The 19,234-nt window shown below is 56.4% G+C and carries 14 protein-coding genes; 12 read left to right on the top strand and 2 right to left on the bottom strand.

Features of this window, described 5'->3' with window-relative positions:
* The first annotated feature begins 158 nt into the window (after positions 1-158).
* The 7 genes from INF68_RS02245 (at position 159) to INF68_RS02215 (ending at position 7,296) form a co-directional block, all read left to right on the top strand.
* Complete coding sequence (locus INF68_RS02245; protein WP_033146428.1) at positions 159-488, top strand: YqcC family protein; 330 nt, start codon at positions 159-161, stop codon at positions 486-488.
* A complete protein-coding gene (truC, locus tag INF68_RS02240) occupies positions 485-1,261 on the top strand; it encodes a tRNA pseudouridine(65) synthase TruC (protein ID WP_126785846.1) in 777 nt (258 codons plus the stop codon). The genes INF68_RS02245 and truC overlap by 4 nt, the downstream gene beginning before the upstream one ends.
* Before the next feature lie 24 nt (positions 1,262-1,285).
* A complete protein-coding gene (locus tag INF68_RS02235; RefSeq protein ID WP_029741558.1) occupies positions 1,286-1,735 on the top strand; it encodes a flavodoxin in 450 nt (149 codons plus the stop codon).
* A gap of 295 nt (positions 1,736-2,030) precedes the next feature.
* Entirely contained in the window at positions 2,031-3,386 is a 1,356-nt protein-coding gene (gene gudP, locus INF68_RS02230; protein ID WP_023309021.1) for a galactarate/glucarate/glycerate transporter GudP, read from the top strand.
* Positions 3,386-4,726: an enolase C-terminal domain-like protein gene (locus INF68_RS02225; RefSeq protein WP_126785925.1), complete on the top strand. Its 1,341-nt coding sequence runs from the start codon at positions 3,386-3,388 to the stop codon at positions 4,724-4,726. The genes gudP and INF68_RS02225 overlap by 1 nt, the downstream gene beginning before the upstream one ends.
* 15 nt (positions 4,727-4,741) lie before the next feature.
* Entirely contained in the window at positions 4,742-6,079 is a 1,338-nt protein-coding gene (gene gudD, locus INF68_RS02220; RefSeq protein ID WP_126785847.1) for a glucarate dehydratase, read from the top strand.
* 77 nt (positions 6,080-6,156) lie between these two features.
* Positions 6,157-7,296: a glycerate kinase gene (locus tag INF68_RS02215; RefSeq protein WP_126785848.1), complete on the top strand. Its 1,140-nt coding sequence runs from the start codon at positions 6,157-6,159 to the stop codon at positions 7,294-7,296.
* A 95-nt stretch (positions 7,297-7,391) separates the two neighbouring features.
* Here INF68_RS02215 and barA read toward each other — a convergent pair whose 3' ends face one another.
* On the bottom strand, positions 7,392-10,151 hold the full coding sequence (barA, locus tag INF68_RS02210) for a two-component sensor histidine kinase BarA (protein WP_126785849.1): 2,760 nt from the start codon (positions 10,149-10,151) through the stop codon (positions 7,392-7,394).
* A gap of 57 nt (positions 10,152-10,208) precedes the next feature.
* Between barA and rlmD the strand changes: the two genes are divergently transcribed.
* The 5 genes from rlmD (at position 10,209) to eno (ending at position 17,891) form a co-directional block, all read left to right on the top strand.
* Positions 10,209-11,507, top strand: a complete 1,299-nt coding sequence (rlmD, locus tag INF68_RS02205; RefSeq protein WP_126785850.1) for a 23S rRNA (uracil(1939)-C(5))-methyltransferase RlmD — start codon at positions 10,209-10,211, stop codon at positions 11,505-11,507.
* 51 nt (positions 11,508-11,558) lie between these two features.
* Positions 11,559-13,790 (top strand): GTP diphosphokinase, encoded by a 2,232-nt coding sequence (gene relA, locus INF68_RS02200; protein WP_023309015.1) that lies wholly within the window; start codon positions 11,559-11,561, stop codon positions 13,788-13,790.
* A gap of 67 nt (positions 13,791-13,857) precedes the next feature.
* On the top strand, positions 13,858-14,649 hold the full coding sequence (mazG, locus tag INF68_RS02195; RefSeq protein WP_023333241.1) for a nucleoside triphosphate pyrophosphohydrolase: 792 nt from the start codon (positions 13,858-13,860) through the stop codon (positions 14,647-14,649).
* Positions 14,650-14,872: 223 nt separating this feature from the next.
* Complete coding sequence (gene pyrG, locus INF68_RS02190) at positions 14,873-16,510, top strand: glutamine hydrolyzing CTP synthase (protein WP_023309013.1); 1,638 nt, start codon at positions 14,873-14,875, stop codon at positions 16,508-16,510.
* A gap of 82 nt (positions 16,511-16,592) precedes the next feature.
* Positions 16,593-17,891, top strand: a complete 1,299-nt coding sequence (gene eno, locus INF68_RS02185; protein ID WP_045355766.1) for a phosphopyruvate hydratase — start codon at positions 16,593-16,595, stop codon at positions 17,889-17,891.
* Between the two features lie 53 nt (positions 17,892-17,944).
* Here eno and INF68_RS02180 read toward each other — a convergent pair whose 3' ends face one another.
* Positions 17,945-19,054 carry an SDR family oxidoreductase gene (locus INF68_RS02180; RefSeq protein ID WP_126796356.1) on the bottom strand — a complete coding sequence of 370 codons (1,110 nt, stop codon included), beginning with the start codon at positions 19,052-19,054 and terminating at the stop codon, positions 17,945-17,947.
* Positions 19,055-19,234 lie beyond the last annotated feature (180 nt).

Below are 19,234 nucleotides of genomic sequence, written 5' to 3'. Positions count from 1 at the left end.
GCTTCAGGAAAAGTTGTCACGGATGAGCAGGGAGCACGAATTGTAGCTGGAATGCTGCGAAACGAACCGGGAGCACTGTTTTTACAGTGCTCCCTTTTTTATTTCTGCCTTCCGCAATGCTATGCTGCGCGCCGTTCACTTTTTCAGTTGAGGTTACTATGACGCAACACGATAGCGTTCGTGCTCAGTTGCACGCCATCGAAGCCCTTTTGCGCCAACATCAGCTGTGGCAGGAGACCGCGCCGCAGCCAGAAGCGTTCGCGAGCACTCAGCCCTTCTGCCTGGATACGCTGGCCCCGTTTGAATGGCTGCAGTGGGTGTTAATTCCGCGCATGCACGCCCTGCTTGAGGGCGGTCACCCGCTTCCGCAGGCGTTTGCTGTCTCTCCCTACTATGAAATGGCGCTCGAGACGACTCACCCTGCGCGCGACGTGATGCTGGTCGAACTGGAAAAACTGGATGCCCTGTTTGCCGGTGAAGATGCATGACGCTTGAGATCCTCTATCAGGACGAGTGGCTGGTGGCGGTAAATAAACCGTCAGGCTGGCTGGTACACCGCAGCTGGCTCGATCGCGATGAGAAAGTGGTGGTGATGCAGACCGTTCGCGATCAGATTGGTCAGCATGTTTTTACCGCCCATCGTCTCGACAGGCCGACCTCCGGCGTGCTGCTGATGGGGCTTTCCAGCGAGGCGGGGCGTCTGCTGTCACAGCAGTTTGAACAGCATCAGATGCAAAAGCGCTATCACGCGATCGTGCGCGGCTGGCTGACGGAAGCCGCCACGCTGGATTATCCGCTGGTAGAGGAGCTGGACAAAATCGCCGATAAATTTGTCCGCGATGACAAAGGTCCTCAGCCCGCGGTGACGGATTATCGCGGCATGGCGACGACCGAAATGCCGGTTGCAACCAGCAAATTTCCGACCACACGCTACAGCCTGGTTGAGCTTCTGCCTAAAACCGGGCGTAAGCACCAGCTGCGACGCCATCTTGCGCACCTGCGCCACCCGATTATTGGCGACAGCAAACACGGTGATTTGCGCCAGAACCGCAGTGCGGCCGAACACTTTGGCTGCCATCGTCTGATGCTGCACGCCAGCGAGCTGAGCCTGACGCACCCGTTTACCGGCGAGCCGCTGACTATCCGTGCGGGGCTGGACGACGTCTGGATGCAGGCGCTGTCACAGTTTGGCTGGCTGGGACAACTCCCCGAAAATGAAAGGGTTGAGTTTGTATCGGGCAACGTTCAGGATGAACGGTAAACGCATTCATTATGGGAAAATATCATGGCTGAAGTAGGCATTTTTGTCGGGACAATGTACGGCAACTCGCTGCTGGTAGCGGAAGAGGCTGAGGCAATACTCGCCAGCCAGGGCCATAAAGCCACGGTCTATGAAGATCCGGAACTGGCAGACTGGGAAAAGTATAAAGATAAATACATTCTGGTGGTGACCTCCACCACCGGGCAGGGCGATCTGCCGGACAGCATCGTGCCGCTGTTTCAGGGCATTAAAGACCAGCTTGGCTATCAGCCGGACGTGCACTACGGCATCATTGCTCTGGGTGACAGTTCTTACGCCAACTTCTGCGGCGGCGGCAAGCAGTTCGATGCGCTCCTGCAGGAACAGAGCGCCCAGCGCGTCGGCGAGATGCTGCTGATTGATGCCGGGGAGCATCCGGAGCCAGAAAGCGAATCAAACCCATGGGTCGAGCACTGGGCAACTCTCCTTAAATAGTTATGTAGGCCGGGTAAGGCGTAGCCGCCACCCGGCGATACACCCCGCACCAAACGCCAATTCCGTGAACCACCTTCCATTCCCCTGGGCTTATGCCATAAACAACCTCTCATACACCCTTTAATACTGTGTTTCTGCACGGTGAGGTGATGAGGCACTCCTTCATATACTTTTCCGGTCACTATAAAACGGCGTCAGGCCGTACCAAAACGACAAAACACCAATCTCATTCTGATTACCCTACCGGTGCTGTACAGAATGAACCAGGCGAAAGCTATGTTTCAGGAGTGCAACAATGAGTACATTAAGCCACGCAGCGAGCAGCGCTGAAAAGCGCACCAACGCCCGCTACTGGATAGTGGTGATGCTGTTTATCGTCACATCCTTTAACTATGGTGACCGCGCCACGCTGTCGATTGCCGGTTCGGAAATGGCAAAAGATATCGGCCTTGATCCGGTGGGCATGGGTTACGTTTTCTCCGCATTCTCATGGGCCTACGTCATCGGGCAAATTCCTGGCGGCTGGCTGCTGGACCGTTTTGGATCTAAACGCGTCTATTTCTGGTCCATCTTTATCTGGTCGATGTTTACCCTGTTGCAGGGTTTCGTCGATATCTTCAGCGGCTTCGGCATTATCGTGGCGCTCTTCACGCTGCGCTTCCTGGTAGGCTTAGCGGAAGCACCTTCCTTCCCGGGGAACAGCCGCATTGTCGCTGCCTGGTTCCCGGCGCAGGAGAGGGGAACGGCGGTGGCGATTTTCAACTCCGCACAGTACTTCGCAACGGTGATCTTCGCACCAATCATGGGCTGGCTGACGCATGAGGTGGGCTGGTCGCACGTCTTCTTCTTCATGGGGGGGCTTGGGATCGTCATCAGCTTCGTCTGGCTGAAAGTGATCCACGAACCCAACCAGCATCCTGGCGTGAACAAAAAAGAGCTGGAGTACATCGCGGAAGGTGGCGCGCTGATCAATATGGATCAGAAATCCGCAAAAGCAAAAGTCCCGTTCAGCCAGAAATGGGCGCAGATCAAGCAGCTCGTCGGCTCGCGCATGATGATCGGCATCTATCTGGGCCAGTACTGTATTAACGCCTTAACCTACTTCTTCATCACCTGGTTCCCGGTGTACCTGGTGCAGGCTCGCGGCATGTCGATTCTGAAAGCGGGATTTGTCGCGTCGGTTCCGGCAATCTGCGGCTTCGTCGGTGGCGTGCTCGGCGGAGTGATTTCCGACTGGCTGATGCGCCGGACCGGCTCGCTGAACATCGCGCGTAAAACCCCGATTGTGCTCGGCATGCTGCTCTCCATGACCATGGTGTTCTGTAACTACGTCAACGCCGAATGGATGATTATCGGCTTTATGGCGATGGCCTTCTTCGGCAAAGGCATTGGCGCGCTGGGCTGGGCGGTGATGGCGGATACGGCACCGAAAGAGATCAGCGGCCTGAGCGGCGGACTGTTCAACATGTTCGGCAACATCTCCGGGATTGTTACGCCCATCGCTATCGGCTACATCGTTGGCACCACCGGCTCTTTCAACGGTGCGTTGATCTATGTTGGGGTGCATGCGCTGGTGGCGGTGCTGAGTTACCTGGTGCTGGTAGGGGATATCAAACGCGTCGAACTTAAACCTGTTGCGGAGCGTGGATGATGACAACGCAATCGAGCCCAACCGTTACGGAGATGAAGGTTATTCCGGTGGCCGGGCAGGACAGCATGCTGCTCAATATTGGCGGGGCGCATAACGCCTGGTTTACCCGTAATATCGTCGTGCTGAAAGACAGCGCAGGGAATACCGGCGTGGGCGAGGCGCCAGGCGGAGAGGTGATTTACCAGACGCTGGTCGATGCCATTCCGCAGGTGGTGGGCCAGGAGGTCGCCCGTCTGAACAAGGTGGTTCAGCGGGTGCATAAGGGCAATCAGTCGGCGGACTTTGACACGTTCGGTAAAGGTGCCTGGACGTTCGAACTGCGGGTCAACGCAGTCGCCGCGCTGGAGGCCGCCCTGCTCGACTTACTGGGTAAGGCGCTCAATGTTCCGGTTTGCGAGCTGCTGGGGCCCGGCAAACAGCGCGATGCGGTTACCGTGCTGGGCTATCTGTTCTACGTGGGCGATCGCAATAAGACCGATCTCCCGTATCCGGCGCGATCCACGGGCGATCACGACTGGTATCGCCTGCGCCACCAGGAAGCGCTCTCCAGCGACGCGGTGGTGCGGCTGGCCGAGGCGGCGCAGGATCGCTACGGCTTTAAGGATTTCAAGCTGAAGGGCGGCGTGCTGCCCGGCGAGCAGGAGATTGAAACGGCCCGGGCGCTGAAAAAACGCTTTGCGGATGCGCGGATCACCGTCGATCCCAACGGCGCATGGCTGCTGGATGAAGCCATTAGCCTGTGCAAAGGGCTGGGGGATGTCCTGACCTATGCGGAAGATCCCTGCGGCGCGGAGCAGGGCTTCTCGGGCCGTGAAGTTATGGCCGAGTTTCGTCGCGCCACCGGGCTGCCTGTCGCGACCAATATGATAGCCACCAACTGGCGTGAAATGGGTCATGCGGTGATGCTGAACGCCGTCGACATACCGCTGGCGGACCCTCACTTCTGGACGCTTTCAGGTGCAGTGCGCGTGGCGCAGCTGTGCGATGACTGGGGGCTGACATGGGGCTGTCACTCGAACAACCACTTTGATATTTCGCTGGCGATGTTTACCCACGTTGGCGCGGCGGTGCCGGGTAACCCGACCGCCATCGACACCCACTGGATTTGGCAGGAAGGGAAAGCCCGTCTGACGAAAAATCCGCTGGAAATCATCAATGGCAAGATTGCCGTACCGGATGCGCCGGGGCTGGGTGTGGAGATTGACTGGGATCAGATCCATAAAGCCCATGAGGCGTATAAAAAGCTACCGGGCGGCGCGCGTAACGACGCGGGCCCGATGCAGTACCTTATCCCCGGCTGGACATTTGACCGTAAGCGCCCTGTTTTTGGACGTCACTGATAAAAGGATTACACGATGAGCACTTTTTCTACCCCTGTAGTCACCGCCATGCAGATCGTTCCGGTTGCTGGCCATGACAGCATGCTGATGAACCTGAGCGGCGCGCATGCGCCATTCTTCACCCGCAACATTGTCATTATCAAAGATAATTCTGGCCATACGGGCGTGGGCGAAATTCCGGGTGGGGAGAAGATCCGCCAGACGCTGGAAGATGCTATTCCGCTGGTGGTGGGCAAAACGTTGGGTGAGTATAAAAATGTCCTCAACACCGTGCGCAATACCTTTGCCGATCGCGATGCCGGAGGGCGTGGCCTGCAGACCTTCGATCTGCGCACCACCATTCACGTGGTGACCGGAATTGAATCCGCGATGCTGGATCTGCTGGGTCAGCATCTGGGCGTTAACGTTGCCTCGCTGTTGGGCGAGGGGCAGCAGCGCAGCGAAGTGGAAATGCTGGGCTATCTGTTCTTTGTCGGCGACCGCAGGCTGACGCCGTTGCCTTATCAGAGCCAGCCGGATGAACAATGCGACTGGTACCGACTTCGCCACGACGAGGCGATGACCCCGGATGCGGTGGTGCGCCTGGCGGAAGCCGCGTACGAAAAATATGGCTTTAATGATTTCAAACTGAAGGGCGGCGTTCTGGCCGGTGAGGAAGAGGCGGAAGCCGTCGCCGCGCTGGCAAAACGTTTCCCGCAGGCGCGCGTGACGCTGGATCCGAACGGCGCGTGGTCGCTTGATGAAGCGATCAAAATTGGTAAGCAGCTGAAAGGCGTGCTGGCGTATGCGGAAGATCCGTGTGGGGCTGAACAGGGCTTCTCTGGCCGTGAAGTCATGGCGGAATTCCGTCGCGCCACGGGGCTGCCGACCGCGACCAATATGATTGCCACCGACTGGCGTCAGATGGGACACACCCTGTCATTGCAGTCCGTCGATATTCCGCTGGCGGACCCGCACTTCTGGACGATGCAGGGGTCGGTGCGCGTGGCGCAAATGTGCCACGAGTTTGGCCTGACCTGGGGCTCGCACTCTAATAACCACTTCGACGTGTCGCTGGCGATGTTCACGCACGTTGCCGCCGCCGCGCCGGGCACGACTACCGCTATCGACACGCACTGGATCTGGCAGGAAGGTAATCAGCGTCTGACTAAGCGGCCGTTTGAGATCAAGAGTGGCATGGTGCAGGTGCCTTCCACGCCGGGGCTGGGGGTTGAGCTGGATATGGACCAGGTCATGAAAGCCCATGAGCTGTATCAAAAACACGGTCTGGGCGCGCGCGACGATGCGATGGCGATGCAGTTTCTGATCCCCGACTGGACATTCGACAATAAACGCCCGTGCATGGTACGATAAACGCATTGGGACCGCTCCCACAATCGGTCTTTTACGTGGTGTATGCTTAACGTAACGACTATGCGTAAGGATGGCTTATGAAAATTGTTATCGCACCGGACTCGTATAAGGAAAGTTTGAGTGCGCTTGAGGTTGCGACAGCGATAGAACGTGGTTTTCGCGAGATCTTTCCCGAGGCGGTTTACGTCAAACTCCCGGTCGCGGACGGTGGCGAAGGGACGGTTGAGGCGATGATCGCGGCAACGCGGGGACGCATGGTACATGTTCCGGTGACCGGCCCGCTGGGTGAGCGCGTGGAAGGATTTTATGGCTTATCCGGTGACGAGCAGAGTGCTTTTATTGAAATGGCGGCGGCAAGCGGCCTGGAGCTGGTCGTCTCTTCGCAGCGTAATCCCCTGAAAACCACCTCGTGGGGCACGGGCGAACTTATTCGTCACGCGCTGGACGCAGGCGTTAAGCATATCATCATCGGCATTGGCGGCAGCGCCACCAATGACGGCGGAGCAGGGATGGTGCAGGCGCTGGGGGCAAAGCTGCTGGACGCCAACGAACAGCCCCTTGGGCAGGGCGGGGGCGAGCTGGGAAAACTCGCGCGTATCGACCTGAGCGGGCTGGACAGACGTCTGGCGGAGTGCCGGATAGAGGTCGCCTGTGATGTGACGAATCCGCTCACCGGTAAGGATGGCGCGTCAGCCGTATTTGGCCCGCAAAAGGGGGCCACTCCCGAGATGATCGTCACCCTGGACAACGCGCTGGCGCAGTATGCGAGAGTCATTGCCCGGGATCTGGATATCGATGTGCTAAACCTTGCTGGCGGCGGCGCGGCGGGTGGCATGGGGGCCGCGCTGTATGCCTTTTGCGGCGCGCAGCTGCGCCAGGGCATTGAGATCGTGACCGATGCACTACACCTGGCCGACCAGGTGGCCGATGCGGATCTGGTGATCACGGGAGAAGGCCGCATCGACAGCCAGACGATCCACGGCAAAGTCCCGGTGGGCGTGGCGAAAGTGGCGAAACGCTTTAACAAACCCGTCATCGGCATTGCAGGCAGCCTGACGGCGGACGTTGGCGTGGTACACGATCACGGCATTGATGCGGTGTTTAGCGTGATTTACACCATCTGCTCGCTGGAGGATGCGCTGGAAAATGCCAGCGAGAACGTCAGGATGGCCGCCAGGAATATCGCGGCGGTGCTGAAAGTGGGACAGGGTATGTAGTGCTCCCTCTCCCTGCGGGAGAGGGGCGGGGTGAGGGCATCAGGCCGCACCCGCAATTGCAGGCCCGGTAAGCGAAGCGCCACCGGGCTTTTATCTCAGTTCCCCAACACCTTCATCGCTTCGCGCGTTACGTTATCCATCTCATCCAGCAGCTCCAGGAACTCCGGTTCAAGCTCCGATTCCGGCGTGCCGGCACGCAGCTGCTGCTCCAGCAGCTGGCAAAGGTTTTTCAGCCGCGGTACGCCGCTGTACCCGCAGCTGCCGTGTAGCTTGTGGATTGCTTCCAGCAGCGCTTCCGGGTTTTCACCCACCAGCTGCTCTTCCACCTTATTGCGAATTTCCGGCAGAAACGCGACCAGCATTTGCAGCATTTCGCGGGCCAAATCGGGTTTACCCGCCGCCTGGCGCAGCGCGAGCTGCCAGTCAAAGGTGGCGTTCTGGTTAACGCTGATTTCAACCGGCTCGCTGGAAACCGTGTACGTCCCGCCAATGTGACCCGGCTTATAGCGTAACAGCAGGTTATGAAGTTTCTCTTCATCGATGGGCTTCGCCAGATAGTCATTCATTCCGGCGCTCAGCAGCTTCTCTTTCTGACCGGCCATCGCGTGCGCGGTGACCGCAATGACCGGGGTTTGCTGCTGGTGCGGCAGCTGGTGGATCAGCTCGCAGGCCCGAATGCCATCCATGCCCGGCATCTGAATATCCATCAGGATTAAATCGAACTGCATCTGCTTCGCCTGTTCAACCGCCTGCGCGCCGCTGGTGCACAGCTCAACGTGCTGAACCTGGTCTTCAAGCAATGCGCCAATCAGCTTCAGGTTGGCTTGATTATCATCCACCGCCATCACGCTCATGGGCAATTTTTGCTCATCGTTAATCAGCGGGAGAGCATGCTGGCTAAGACGGCAATATTCCGTGAGCGCGGGCAGGAGGCGGGTCGAGGTGAGCGGCTTCAGCAGACACGCAGCGGCCCCGTCGTTTTTCAACTCCTCTGCATTAATCTGGGCGTGGCAGGGCAGCGCCAGCAGCAGATAGTCGGTCATTGAGGCGGCTTTCGCCAGCCGCTCCTGCTGCATGGTCAGCTCGCCGGTGAAGGTAACCGGGATCCCCATCAGCAGAATATCGTAGTGCTCAACCGCAAGCGCTGAGAAGGTTGGGCTGTAGACCACCTCCAGCGGCGTGGTGCTTAAAATATCGAGCGCACACTGCGCTGCTGCCGCATTAGGTTCGACGTAGGCCAGACGCTTGCCTTTCAGGCAGTCCGTCACCGGGCCATCGGTCAGGACATTCGGGTTGAGGTCCAGATTAATGTGGAACCAGAAGGTTGAGCCGCGGTTCGGCTGGCTGTGGAAAGAGATATCGCCGCCCATCTCGTTCACCAGGCGCTGGGTGATCACCAGCCCCAGGCCGGTACCGCCATGACGGCGGGAGATACTGGCGTCCGCCTGACGGAACGCCTGGAACAGACGCGACTGGTCCCGCTCAGGAATACCGATGCCGGTATCGCGGATCTGGACTTCAATCTGCACCTTATTGCTGCTGATGGAGCGTTTTTCTACCAGAATGTCGATGTTACCGCTTTCGGTGAATTTAATCGCATTCCCGACAAGGTTGGTAATGACCTGCTGCAGGCGCAGCGGATCGCCAATGACGTTATCCGGCACGTCGTTTTTAATGTTGAGCGTCAGCTCAAGGCCTTTGTCGTGCGACGAGTGCGCGAGCAGCGTCACCACCTCATCGAGCGTACTGCGCAGCGGGAACGGAATACTCTCCAGGATCAGCTTGCCCGCTTCCAGCTTGGAGAAGTCGAGCACGTCGTTGATGATCGCCAGCAGGTTGTTGGCCGAACGTTCAATGGTGTGCAGGTGATCGCGCTGAGTCGGGTTGAGCTCGCTTTTCAGCGTCAGGCGGGTAAAGCCGATCACGCCATTGAGCGGCGTACGCAGCTCGTGCGACATATTGGCAAGGAATTCCGACTTAATACGTGCCGCTTCCTGGGCGCGCTTTTTCGCCAGATCCAGCTCAACGTTCTGGATCTCCATCTGCTCCAGCGTTTCGCGCAGGTCGGACGTGGCCTGGTCAACGTTGTGCTGCATCTCTTCGTGATACGCCGCCAGCGACATGGCCATCGAGTTGATGCCGTTTTTCAGCATGTCCAGCTCACCCAGCATAAACCCTTCCACCCGGCTGTCGAGCTGTCCCCGGCGGATGCGGTCAACCGTATTAACCATGTTGCGGATGGGGCCCGTCACGTCGCGCATCAGGCGCCAGCCGAAGATCAGCGCAATGCCAATGCAGAACAGCATCATCACGCCAGAGATGAAAATTTCTTTGTACTGCTGTAGCCGGACCGACTTGAGATCCAGCTCCAGCGCCACATATCCCAGCATATTGTTGCTGGATTTGGCGTCGGATTGCGCAGACTCATCGGGAGAATAGCTTTCCGACACGATCGGCGTGCGCAGGATCATGATATCGCCGCGCCGCAAGACGGTGAGGTGGCGCGGGAATGGCGTACCGTCCGGGATCTTCAGGGCCGCCGGATCGAGATGAAAATTCGAGGTGACAAACAGGCGGTTATGTTCATCGTAAACGGAAATGGCGCGTACGATGTCCGAGTGACGGCGGTGGAGCACGCTGATTAACTGGCCAATGGATTCGCGGTTTTGCAGGTTCATGCCGTACTCGCTGGAAACGGCAAGCGGTTCGATAATGCTGGCGCCTGCATCCTCCAGCTGCCGCTGCAAATCGTTATAGCGGTGCACCACAAAGAAGATACTCAGCAGCAAACCGATGAGAACGGTGGGGGCGAGGATCAAAATCATCATGCGCGCGCGCAGGCTGTAGTTGGTCATGGCGTTCCGTTATGGGACAATTAAGATAATTATGTTTATGTGAGAAAAATCTCGGCGATGGCGCAATTCTACTCTGCAAAGCGACGCGTGACGACGCGTCAAATCATTACTGTTGAAGCCACGGACCTCGATCCGTTTGGTCAGGGAGTGGCACGTCACAATGGTAAGGCTCTGTTTATAACAGGTTTACTGCCAACAGAACGAGCAGAAATTACGCTGACGGAAGATAAACGCCAGTTCGCGCGCGGACAGGTTAAGCGTCGCCTCAACGATAGCCCGGAGCGCGTGAAGCCCCGCTGCCCACATTTTGGCGTTTGCGGGGGCTGCCAGCAACAGCATGCGAGCACAGAATTACAGCAAAAAAGCAAAAGCCGCGCGCTGGCGCGTCAGCTTAAACATGACGTTAACGAAATTCTCGCCGATGTGCCCTGGGGCTATCGTCGACGCGCGCGCCTGAGCCTCAGCTATCAGCCAAAAACGGCTCGGCTGGAGATGGGGTTTCGCAAGGCCGGTTCCAGCGACATTGTCGATGTGCAGCAGTGCCCTATTTTGGTGCCCCATCTTGAGGCATTGCTTCCAGAGGTGCGCACCTGTCTTTCCGGGCTGGACGGCGTTCGCCACCTCGGGCATGTCGAACTGGTTATGGCAAACAATGGACCGCTGATGGTCCTGCGCCATACCGCGCCGTTGTCGAAAAAAGATCGCGAAAAACTGGAACGCTTTTCGCATTCCCACGACCTGGCGCTTTTCCTTGCACCACAAAGCGAGATACTTGAGCAGGTTACCGGTGAGGCGCCCTGGTATGCGTCAAACGGGCTACGCTTAACGTTCAGCCCGCGGGATTTCATTCAGGTGAATGATGGCGTTAACCAGCAGATGGTTGAGAAAGCGCTGACGTGGCTGGACGTTCAGAAAAGCGATCGGGTGCTCGACCTGTTCTGCGGAATGGGCAACTTCACGCTGCCGCTGGCGCGAGAAGCGGCCAGCGTCGTCGGCGTGGAAGGCGTTGAGGCGCTGGTGGCTAAAGGGCAGGAGAACGCGCTGCAGAACGGCTTGCAAAATGTGACATTCTTTCATCAAAATCTTGAGGAAGATGTCACCCAACAGCCGTGGGCAAAGCAGGGCTTTGATAAAATTTTGCTCGACCCGGCGCGTGCCGGTGCCCCGGGTGTGATGGCACATATTATTAAACTCGCGCCGAAGCGTGTGGTCTATGTTTCCTGTAACCCGGCAACGCTTGCCCGGGACAGCGAGGCATTAATCAGCGCGGGTTACCAGATTCAGCGTCTGGCAATGCTGGACATGTTCCCGCACACTGGACATCTGGAATCGATGGTGTTGTTCGAGCACATCTAATTTGTTTGGCTTGTCGACTTCGACAGGCCCAGGTCCCTAAAGGAGAGGACAATGGTTGCGGTAAGAAGTGCACATCTCAATAAAGCTGGGGAATTTGACCCACAAAAATGGATCGCAAGTCTGGGAATTTCCAGCCAGCAGTCGTGTGAACGCTTAACCGAAACCTGGGCCTATTGTCTGCGCACCACGCAGGGGCATCCGGATGCCGATCTTCTCCTGTGGCGCGGCGTGGAGATGGTGGAAATCTTATCCATGCTGAACATGGATATTGAAACGCTGCAGGCCGCGCTTCTCTTCCCCCTCGCGGATGCGGACGTGGTCAGCGAAGACGTACTGCGCGACAGCGTCGGGAAATCCGTCGTCGCGCTGATACACGGCGTGCGCGATATGGCGGCTATTCGCCAGCTCAAAGCCGCGCATACCGATTCCGTCTCCTCTGAGCAGGTCGATAACGTTCGCCGGATGCTGCTGGCCATGGTGGATGATTTCCGCTGCGTAGTCATCAAGCTTGCCGAGCGTATTGCCCACCTGCGTGAGGTGAAGGATGCGCCGGAAGACGAGCGCGTGCTGGCGGCCAAAGAGTGTACAAATATCTACGCGCCGCTGGCGAACCGCTTAGGGATTGGTCAGCTGAAATGGGAGCTGGAAGATTACTGCTTCCGCTATCTGCACCCGGCGGAATATAAACGTATTGCCAAACTCCTGCACGAGCGCCGTATCGACCGCGAGCACTATATCGAGGAATTTGTCGGCGGGCTGCGCCAGGCGATGAAAGAAGAGAACGTGCGCGCCGAAGTCTACGGCCGGCCTAAGCATATCTACAGCATCTGGCGCAAAATGCAGAAGAAACACCTCGCCTTTGACGAGCTGTTTGACGTGCGCGCCGTGCGTATCGTGGCGGAGCGTCTGCAGGACTGCTACGCCGCGCTGGGGATAGTACACACTCACTTCCGTCATCTTCCCGATGAGTTCGATGACTATGTCGCCAACCCCAAACCGAACGGCTATCAGTCTATCCATACCGTTGTGCTTGGCCCTGGTGGCAAAACGGTCGAGATTCAGATTCGCACCAAACAGATGCACGAAGACGCCGAGCTGGGCGTGGCCGCGCACTGGAAATACAAAGAAGGCACCTCCGGCGGAGCGCGTTCTGGCCACGAGGACCGCATTGCCTGGCTGCGCAAGCTGATTGCGTGGCAGGAAGAGATGGCCGACTCCGGCGAGATGCTCGACGAAGTGCGTAGCCAGGTCTTTGACGATCGCGTGTACGTCTTTACCCCAAAAGGGGACGTTGTCGACCTGCCGGCGGGCTCTACGCCGCTCGATTTTGCCTACCACATCCACAGCGATGTGGGACACCGCTGCATCGGGGCGAAAATCGGCGGACGTATCGTACCGTTCACCTATCAACTGCAGATGGGTGACCAGATTGAAATCATTACCCAGAAGCAGCCCAACCCGAGCCGTGACTGGCTTAACCCGAACCTGGGCTACGTCACCACCAGCCGCGGGCGATCGAAAATTCACGCCTGGTTCCGTAAACAGGATCGTGACAAGAACATTCTTGCCGGTCGCCAGATCCTTGACGACGAGCTGGAGCATATCGGGATAAGCCTGAAAGAGGCGGAGAAATTCCTGCTGCCGCGCTACAACTTTAACGAGCTTGACGAGCTGTTAGCGGCCATTGGCGGCGGTGATATCCGTCTGAATCAGATGGTGAACTTCCTGCAGGCGCAGTTCAATAAGCCAAGCGCGGCAGAGCAGGACGCGGCGGCGCTGAAGCAGCTGCAGCAGAAAACCTACGCCCCGCAGCAGCGCAGCAAAGACAACGGCCGAGTGGTGGTTGAAGGCGTAGGTAACCTGATGCACCACATTGCCCGCTGCTGCCAGCCTATTCCGGGCGACGATATCGTCGGCTTTATCACCCAGGGACGCGGGATTTCGATTCACCGTTCCGACTGCGACCAGCTTGCGGAGCTGCAGTCCCATGCGCCGGAGCGCATCGTGGAGGCGGTCTGGGGTGAGAGCTACTCCGCCGGCTACTCACTGGTGGTGCGCGTCACTGCCAACGACCGCAGCGGTCTGCTGCGCGACATCACGACCATTCTCGCCAACGAGAAGGTCAACGTTCTGGGCGTCGCCAGCCGCAGCGATACCCGCGAGCAGCTTGCCACCATCGATATGACCATCGAAATCTACAACCTGCAGGTGCTGGGCCGCGTGCTTGGCAAACTGAACCAGGTGCCGGATGTGATTGACGCGCGTCGTCTGCACGGCGGTTAAACACACTCTTCTGTAGGCCGGGTAAGGCTTTGTCGCCGCCCGGCTTGTTTTTTTAATGGAAAACACTATGACTCAAATCGACCGCCTGCTTGGCATCATGAAACGCCTACGCGACCCGGAAAACGGCTGCCCGTGGGATAAAGAGCAGACTTTCGCCACCATCGCCCCGTACACCCTTGAAGAGACCTATGAGGTGCTGGACGCTATTTCCCGCGAAGATTTTGACGACCTGCGCGGCGAGCTGGGCGATCTGCTGTTCCAGGTGGTGTTCTATGCGCAAATGGCGCAGGAAGAGGGGCGCTTTAACTTTGACGATATCTGCGCTGCCATCAGCGACAAGCTTGAGCGCCGTCATCCCCATATCTTCGGCGATGCCACCGCAGGGAACAGCGCGGAGGTGCTGGCCCGCTGGGAGCAGATCAAAAGCGCCGAGCGGGCGGAAAAATCCCAGCACTCGGCGCTGGATGATATCCCGCTGAGCCTGCCCGCGCTGATGCGCGCGCATAAAATCCAGAAGCGCTGCTCCGCAGTCGGTTTTGACTGGACCTCCCTCGGCCCGGTGCTGGATAAAGTGCACGAAGAGATTGACGAAGTCATGCACGAAGCGCAGCAGGCAGTGGTGGATGAAGCAAAGCTTGAGGAAGAGATGGGCGACCTGCTGTTCGCGACCGTCAACCTTTCTCGCCACCTGGGTGTAAAAGCGGAAACCGCCCTGCAAAAAGCCAACCTAAAATTTGAACGACGCTTTCGCGAAGTTGAGCGGATTGTCGCCTCGCGAGGCCTGGAAATGAGCGGAATTGACCTCGAAGCGATGGAAGAAGTCTGGCAAGAAGTAAAGCGCCAGGAATCTGATCTCTAACGAGATTTTGCGATCAAGCGCAATTTGTGTGATTTTTTAAATGACAAGCGCTTGATTTGCGTCAAAAACATTTACCCAAAAGGGGCTATTTTCTCACTCCTTATGTTTGTCATGGCCTGGAATGGAGACGGAGAATGAAAGTTTGTGGCGCTCGCCGTGTTCGGGTATACTACTTTCCCGTCCTGGTTATTCCATCGTTTCACCCTAACTTCTCAGGTTCAGCATGACAACGAACTATATTTTTGTGACCGGCGGGGTCGTATCCTCTCTGGGTAAAGGCATTGCCGCAGCCTCCCTCGCAGCCATTCTTGAAGCCCGTGGCCTCAATGTGACCATGATGAAACTGGATCCGTACATCAACGTCGATCCGGGCACCATGAGCCCAATCCAACACGGGGAAGTGTTCGTTACTGAAGACGGCGCTGAAACCGATCTGGATCTTGGCCACTACGAGCGTTTCATCCGCACCAAAATGACCCGTCGTAACAACTTCACGACTGGCCGCATCTACTCCGACGTTCTGCGTAAAGAGCGCCGTGGTGACTACCTGGGTGCAACCGTTCAGGTTATCCCGCACATCACTAACGCAATCAAAGAACGCATTGTTGCGGGTGGCGAAGGCCACGACGTGGTGCTGGTTGAAATCGGCGGTACCGTGGGTGATATCGAATCCCTGCCATTCCTGGAAGCGATTCGTCAGCTGGCGGTAGATATTGGCCGTGAGCACGCGCTGTTCATGCACCTGACTCTGGTGCCGTACATGGCCGCCGCAGGTGAAGTGAAAACCAAGCCGACTCAGCACTCTGTGAAAGAGCTGCTCTCTATTGGTATTCAGCCAGATATCCTGGTTTGCCGCTCCGATCGCGCGGTTCCGGCGAACGAACGTGCGAAAATTGCATTGTTCTGTAACGTGCCTGAAAAAGCCGTTATTTCAATGAAAGATGTCGATTCCATTTATAAAATCCCGGGCCTGTTGAAATCTCAGGGCCTGGACGATTATATTTGTAAACGATTCAGCTTGAACTGTCCGGAAGCGAACCTGTCTGAATGGGAACAGGTTATTTATGAAGAAGCCAACCCGGCAGGCGAAGTGACTATCGGTATGGTCGGCAAGTACATTGAACTGCCGGATGCCTATAAGTCAGTGATCGAAGCGCTGAAACACGGTGGTCTGAAGAACCGTGTTTCCGTGAACATCAAGCTGATTGATTCGCAGGATGTTGAAACGCGTGGCGTTGAAATCCTTAAAGATCTGGATGCTATCCTTATCCCTGGCGGCTTCGGCTACCGTGGTGTAGAAGGCAAGATCGCCACCGCGCGCTATGCGCGTGAAAACAATATTCCATACCTCGGCATCTGCCTGGGTATGCAGGTTGCGCTGATCGAATTTGCGCGCAACGTAGCGGGAATGGAAAACGCGAACTCTACGGAATTTGTGCCAGACTGTAAGTACCCTGTTGTGGCGCTTATCACTGAATGGCGTGACGAAGAAGGTAACGTCGAAGTCCGTACCGAGAAGAGCGATCTGGGTGGCACCATGCGTCTTGGCGCACAGGCCTGCCAGCTGTCTGACGATAGCGTGGTTCGCAAGCTGTACGGCGAGCCGGTCATCACCGAGCGCCATCGTCACCGCTATGAAGTCAACAACATGTTGTTGAAACCTATTGAAGCCGCGGGCCTGCGTGTTGCGGGCCGCTCCGGGGATGATCAGTTAGTCGAGATCATTGAAGTGCCAAACCATCCGTGGTTTGTCGCCTGCCAGTTCCACCCGGAATTTACTTCAACGCCACGTGACGGGCATCCGCTGTTTGCAGGCTTCGTGAAGGCCGCCAGCGACTACCAGAAGCGTCAGGCGAAGTAAAAAAAGTTAGAACGGCAACGCGTACCTTTGGTACGCGTTGTTTGTCTGGAGTTTTAGTTTAACTTGTACTGAGGAAAATCTAATGTCCAAAATCGTTAAAGTCATCGGTCGTGAAATCATCGACTCCCGTGGTAACCCGACCGTTGAAGCCGAAGTTCACCTGGAAGGTGGTTTCGTTGGTATGGCTGCTGCTCCATCAGGTGCTTCTACTGGTTCTCGCGAAGCGCTGGAACTGCGCGATGGCGACAAATCCCGCTTCCTGGGCAAAGGCGTACTGAAAGCGGTTGGCGCTGTAAACGGTCCTATTGCTCAGGCAATCCTTGGCAAAGACGCCAAAGACCAGGCTGGCATCGACAAGATCATGATCGATCTGGACGGTACTGAAAACAAATCTAACTTCGGTGCGAACGCAATCCTGGCAGTTTCTCTGGCAAACGCCAAAGCGGCTGCTGCTGCGAAAGGTATGCCACTGTTCGAGCACATCGCTGAACTGAACGGCACCCCAGGCAAATACTCCATGCCTGTACCAATGATGAACATCATCAACGGTGGTGAGCACGCAGACAACAACGTTGATATTCAGGAATTCATGATTCAGCCAGTTGGCGCGAAATCCCTGAAAGAAGCGGTACGTATGGGTTCTGAAGTGTTCCACAACCTGGCTAAAGTTCTGAAAGCTAAAGGTATGAACACTGCTGTTGGTGACGAAGGTGGCTATGCGCCAAACCTGGGTTCTAACGCAGAAGCGCTGGCTGTTATCGCAGAAGCAGTAAAAGCTGCTGGCTACGAGCTGGGCAAAGACATCACCCTGGCGATGGACTGTGCAGCATCTGAATTCTACAAAGACGGTAAATACGTTCTGGCTGGCGAAGGCAACAAAGCGTTCACCTCCGAAGAGTTCACTCACTTCCTGGAAGACCTGACCAAACAGTACCCAATCGTGTCTATCGAAGACGGTCTGGACGAGTCTGACTGGGCTGGCTTCGCATACCAGACTAAAGTACTGGGCGACAAAATCCAGCTGGTTGGTGACGACCTGTTCGTAACCAACACCAAGATCCTGAAAGAAGGCATCGAGAAAGGCATCGTTAACTCCATCCTGATCAAATTCAACCAGATCGGTTCTCTGACCGAAACTCTGGCTGCGATCAAAATGGCGAAAGACGCTGGCTACACCGCTGTTATCTCTCACCGTTCTGGCGAAACTGAAGACGCTACCATTGCCGACCTGGCTGTGGGTACCGCTGCAGGCCAGATCAAAACCGGTTCTATGAGCCGTTCTGACCGTGTTGCTAAATACAACCAGCTGATTCGTATCGAAGAAGCGCTGGGCGAAAAAGCACCATACAACGGTCGTAAAGAGATCAAAGGCCAGGCATAATTGCTTAAGCCTTAAAATGAAAATGCCAGTCGAATGACTGGCATTTTTTTTGGCTATTTAAAATCGACCGCCATTTGCTCCGGAATGGTCAGCCCCTGAGTGGTTTGCACGCAGCGGGCGATGTAATCCGTAAACCGGGGTGGCTTCGGCATCCCCATGCTCAGCAGCTTATCGTTGCTGAAGCGCACGTTAAGCGTGGCAAACGCACCGTATAAACGCATGGCTTTCAGCATCAGACGTTCGTTGCACGGCCCAAAAATATGTTTCAGCTCGCGGCGCATTCTGACCAGCGTTTCGTAGCTGACCTGCGCATATTTATCCCCGACGGGGGCTTTCTCCAGCGCCTGCGCCATTGCCTGATCGATATCCGCAAAGCGAACGCTGTTCTCTTCTCCCGCAGAAATGTGTACCACTTCTCCCGGACGAGCGTTGCTGTTGAGCAGCATTAACATCGCGTCGGCGCAATAATCCACCGGAACAACGTCGATCCTGTCTTCCATTGAGCACATAAACTTCTGCAGCATCAGGCCCATGCTAAAGACCCAGAAAATGCTGCTCGACGGCGTGCAGCCGTGACGGGTATGGCCGACGACGATGGACGGACGGGCGATGAGCAGCGGCAGGTTCGGACACTCCTGGCGCATCAGCTGTTCGATAGTTGACTTCGAAAACGTGTATTCCACCAAGTGTTCAGCATTCTCTCTGAATTCAGCGCTTTCGGCGACCAGTGAATCCTGCTCCGGCGTGCATGACATTGCTGTGCCGACGTGGAGGAAACGCTGCAGTCCTGTAACCTGCTCCATACGGCGCGCCAGCGCGAGCGTACCTTCTACGTTTACCTTCCAGATCAGCGGGTTATTACCAAATGAGGCCACGGCCGCACAGTTAACCACGTGCGTGACCCGATCCAGACGGGGATCGTTGAGAAAGGCTTCAGGCTGGCTGAGGTCGCCAATCAGGATATTATCCACCTTCAGGGAGGCCAGTTTGTCCTCGGGAACGTTGAACTTGCGCATGTTCTCCAGTACGCGCTCCAGCCCGCTCTGCGGATCGCTGGCGCGCGCAAGCAAAAGGAGTTTTGCAGGTTGATCGCTGGTCAGGATTTTTTCAAGAACTGCACCGCCCAGAAATCCGGTCACGCCTGTAATCAATAACATCTTCATTAATACCGTCTCATTATGATTGATGAGGCGGATTGTAGGCGTGCAAAAGTAAACGGCATTTAAATAATAAAACGCCGAAATCAATGGCGTCTTAAGCTTATTTTAAGGAAAGGGAATCAGGTGGAGATATTGGACACTATCGCAAGGTTAAAAATTCACTTTATTAAAATTTAAATTTTA

The organism is Enterobacter cloacae complex sp. P16RS2 (assembly GCF_014982155.1).
Taxonomy (GTDB): Bacteria; Pseudomonadota; Gammaproteobacteria; order Enterobacterales; family Enterobacteriaceae; genus Enterobacter; species Enterobacter cloacae_M.
Note: the sequence above shows the minus strand (reverse complement) of the source record. Positions and strands in the feature narration are given on the sequence as shown.

Coding starts and splice junctions, on each gene's coding strand:
- INF68_RS02245 (WP_033146428.1), top strand. CDS start 159: ATGACGCAACACGATAGCGTTCGTGCTCAGTTGCACGCCATCGAAGCC.
- truC (WP_126785846.1), top strand. CDS start 485: ATGACGCTTGAGATCCTCTATCAGGACGAGTGGCTGGTGGCGGTAAAT.
- INF68_RS02235 (WP_029741558.1), top strand. CDS start 1,286: ATGGCTGAAGTAGGCATTTTTGTCGGGACAATGTACGGCAACTCGCTG.
- gudP (WP_023309021.1), top strand. CDS start 2,031: ATGAGTACATTAAGCCACGCAGCGAGCAGCGCTGAAAAGCGCACCAAC.
- INF68_RS02225 (WP_126785925.1), top strand. CDS start 3,386: ATGACAACGCAATCGAGCCCAACCGTTACGGAGATGAAGGTTATTCCG.
- gudD (WP_126785847.1), top strand. CDS start 4,742: ATGAGCACTTTTTCTACCCCTGTAGTCACCGCCATGCAGATCGTTCCG.
- INF68_RS02215 (WP_126785848.1), top strand. CDS start 6,157: ATGAAAATTGTTATCGCACCGGACTCGTATAAGGAAAGTTTGAGTGCG.
- barA (WP_126785849.1), bottom strand. CDS start 10,151: ATGACCAACTACAGCCTGCGCGCGCGCATGATGATTTTGATCCTCGCC.
- rlmD (WP_126785850.1), top strand. CDS start 10,209: ATGGCGCAATTCTACTCTGCAAAGCGACGCGTGACGACGCGTCAAATC.
- relA (WP_023309015.1), top strand. CDS start 11,559: ATGGTTGCGGTAAGAAGTGCACATCTCAATAAAGCTGGGGAATTTGAC.
- mazG (WP_023333241.1), top strand. CDS start 13,858: ATGACTCAAATCGACCGCCTGCTTGGCATCATGAAACGCCTACGCGAC.
- pyrG (WP_023309013.1), top strand. CDS start 14,873: ATGACAACGAACTATATTTTTGTGACCGGCGGGGTCGTATCCTCTCTG.
- eno (WP_045355766.1), top strand. CDS start 16,593: ATGTCCAAAATCGTTAAAGTCATCGGTCGTGAAATCATCGACTCCCGT.
- INF68_RS02180 (WP_126796356.1), bottom strand. CDS start 19,054: ATGAAGATGTTATTGATTACAGGCGTGACCGGATTTCTGGGCGGTGCA.